General features: G+C 39.6%; 2 protein-coding genes. One reads left to right on the top strand and one right to left on the bottom strand.

Going from position 1 to position 3525, the window contains the following annotated elements:
• Positions 1-58: 58 nt before the first annotated feature.
• Entirely contained in the window at positions 59-418 is a 360-nt protein-coding gene (locus AC3DU7_RS28765; protein ID WP_488042678.1) for a tellurite resistance TerB family protein, read from the bottom strand.
• Positions 419-691: 273 nt separating this feature from the next.
• Between AC3DU7_RS28765 and AC3DU7_RS28760 the strand changes: the two genes are divergently transcribed.
• Positions 692-3525: transglutaminase family protein (locus AC3DU7_RS28760; protein WP_488042677.1), on the top strand; the 2834-nt coding region annotated here is incomplete at its 3' end.

Genomic DNA, 3525 nt, shown 5'->3' with positions numbered 1-3525 from the left:
AAAGATTATCGTGGGGAATAATGTTAATTTCTTGTTGGATTAAACAAAGCTCTAATCACTAAGAAAATACTAATCGTGATAAATCTCGGATAAAACAGTTTTCTTGAGGACTTATTCCACAATCACTACGAACTACACAATCGCATATATAAAAAGCTATATGTTGGTCTCTAAATTGTAGAGGTTGCAATGCCTGACAAGCAAAATGTATAGCAGCTCTAGGATTAGTCCCGACTCCTTGCTCCTTATAAATATTTAACCAACGCTCTAGCATTTGTCCTACTTGCTCTTGTGGAAATCTGAGATGGTGGGAGACTAATTCTACAATTAGACCCTTCTCTTGGTCGCTGGCCTGACCATCTACAAGAGAGGCTAACACCGCTAATTGCACAGTATACTCAACAGTATTAGGATTCATTGTTTTCTCCATGAAAGTAATTATAGTAGTGGTTATTTATCTATAAAAATTCTATCAATAACTAACCAATATCCTTACTATTGAGCCTAAATCAAAGTTGTCAATTTTCAGTTATTTCATTCATCAATATTTGGGAGAAAATTTGCATATAGCAATTAGAAATTATCATAAATTTAAGTCAACTATATTTTCCTATTTGTAGTAAAATTATATGCTAATATGAACATAGAAAATTTATGATGAAATTGAACTATTTTCACAGCAGAAATAATAATGTCAATAAAAGTAAGTCTCAATCATCAACTTATTTATAATTTTGACCGCCCGATTATTCTAGGTCCGCATTTATTAGGCTTACGACCTTCTCCTCATTGTCGTACCCCCATTCAAAATTATTCACTAAAAATTGAACCTCAAGAACATCAAATTACTTGCCAACAAGATATCTACGGTAATTTTATTAACAAAGTAAACTTTCTTCAAAGAACAAATAAACTCAAAATAGAAGTTGACATAATAGCCGAACTAAAACCAATAAATCCCTTTGATTTTCTCCTAGAAAATTATGCAGAAAAATATCCTTTTGCTTATGAAAACAAGCTAAACAAAGAACTAATCCCATTTTTAGAAATCAGTGAATCAGGGGACTTAATCCAGGAATGGATAGAACAAAACCGACAAACAACAACTTACACCACAAACTTTATTCATCTTATTACCCAAAAACTGGCTCAAGATATTACCTATGAAATTCGACTAGAAGCAGGCATTCAAACTTGTGAAGAAACACTCAAGAAAAAAATCGGTTCCTGTCGAGACACAGCCTGGTTATTAGTACAAATATTACGTCACTATGGTTTAGCATCTCGGTTTGTTTCCGGGTATTTAATTCAACTAAAAGAAGATATCCCACCTCTTGACGGCCTCCCTGGCCCAGAATCCGACAATGCAGACCTACACGCTTGGGCCGAGGTTTATTTACCAGGAGCTGGTTGGATTGGTCTAGACCCCACCTCTGGTTTTTTAGCCGCAGAAGGTCACATTCCCCTAGTCTGTACTCCCGAACCCAGTGCAGCAAACCCAGTACGAGGCACTGCCGAACCTTCTGAGTCTCACCTGGAATTTTCCGTTACAGTTTCTCGCTATCAAGAAAAACCCAGAGCAACCAAACCTTATACCGAAACGCAATGGCAAAACATTAACACTCTTGGTCGGGAAGTCGAAGAAAAACTAAGACGTTGGGGTTTGGGGTTAACCACCGGAGGGGAGCCAACCTTCATTTCTATTGATGATTTTGAATCACCCCAATGGCGAGTAGAAGCGTTGGGAGATGACAAACGACGACTTGCGGGAGAGTTGTTAGATCGTCTGGAAAAAAGGTTTGCCAAAAGTGGAGGACTATTGCACTATGGTTTAGGCAAATGGTATCCCGGTGAAGCTTTGCCAAGGTGGGCATTAGGATGTTATTGGCGCAAAGATGGGGTTCCTATTTGGGGCGATCGCTCTCTCATTGCAGAGGATAATCAAGATTATGGTCATACTCGGAAGGAAGCAGAATTTTTCATAGAAACTATTGTCCAACAGTTAGGTGTTAATTCAAGTTGCATCATTCCTGCTTACGAACAAGAAACAGAAACACCTGCGGGTTATGTTTTACCAATTTTGTCAGTGTTGAAAAATGAAAATCTACATTGGAGTAGTTGTCGTTGGCAACTGCCAGAAACTAAATTATATTTGCTCCCTGGTGACTCGCCATTAGGATTTCGTTTACCACTAAGTTCAATTTCTTGGGCAGAAAATTTGGAACCGGAAGCAACTGTTGATATAAACTATCCACCCACAACACCAAATGCTGCCTTTTGTGAAGCTCCAGAAAATTCTATTCGGGTGGCATTAACTACAGAAGCACGACAGGGAAAAGTACATATATTTATTCCACCGATGACTTCTGCTAGGAGTTATCTAGATTTGATTGCTGCCATTGAAGATACGGCAAAGCAAGTGAAAATTCCTGTAATAGTTGAAGGTTACACTCCTCCTGGGAATTCTGGAATAGATGGGTTTCAAGTTACCCCAGATCCAGGAGTGATAGAAGTAAATATTCATCCCGCTGCAAATTGGGATGAGTTGGTGGAAATTACGACAAATTTATATGAAGAGGCGCGTTTGTGTCGTTTGGGAACCGAGAAATATCAGTTAGATGGTCGCCGGATAAGTACTGGTGGAGGGTCACATATTACTATTGGTGGAAAAAGTGTGTCGGAAAGTCCTCTATTACGACGACCAGACTTATTGCGGAGTCTAATTACATATTGGCAACATCATCCTAGCTTATCTTATCTATTTTCTGGTTTATTTGTGGGTCCGACTAGTCAGTCACCCAGAATAGATGAGGCACGACATGAAAGTTTGTATGAGTTGGAAATTGCTTTTCAGGAGTTACAACCAGGAGAGGAAGTTGCACCAGAATTAATAGACCGTTTGTTACGTCATTTATTAGTAGATGTTACGGGAAATACTCACCGCACCGAGTTTTGTATTGATAAATTGTTTCCGGTGGAAAATCCACGTCGTCAATTTGGGTTGTTGGAATTTCGGGGTTTTGCGATGCCTCCTCATGCCAGAATGAGTTTATTGCAAATGTTATTAATTCGGAGTTTGGTGGCATGGTTTTGGGAACAACCTTATCATCGAGATTTAATTCGCTGGGGTACGATGTTGCACGACCGCTTTTTTCTACCTCATTATATCGGGGAAGATTTGCAAAAGGTAATTGAAAATTTACAGTCGGCGGGTTTTGAGTTTGAATTTGAGTGGTTTGCGCCGTTTTTTGAGTTTCGTTTTCCCGTCATTGGGGAAATGGTGCGGAATAGTTTGCAGTTGGAATTACGTTATGCAATGGAACCTTGGCACGTTTTGGGAGAGGAAACAACTGGTGGAGGAACAGCACGTTATGTGGATGATTCGATGGAGCGGATGCAGGTAATATTGCGAGGGGCAATGGGAGATTCGCCAAATCAGGATAGTTTGGGGTCTAGGTATGTAGTTTTGTGCAATGGTCAGCAAATACCGTTGCGGTCTACTGGTGTAGCAGGGGAATATGTAGG

This window comes from Okeania sp., from assembly GCF_983059655.1.
The sequence above is the reverse complement of the archived record's forward strand: the minus strand, read 5'-3'. Positions and strand labels throughout refer to the sequence as shown.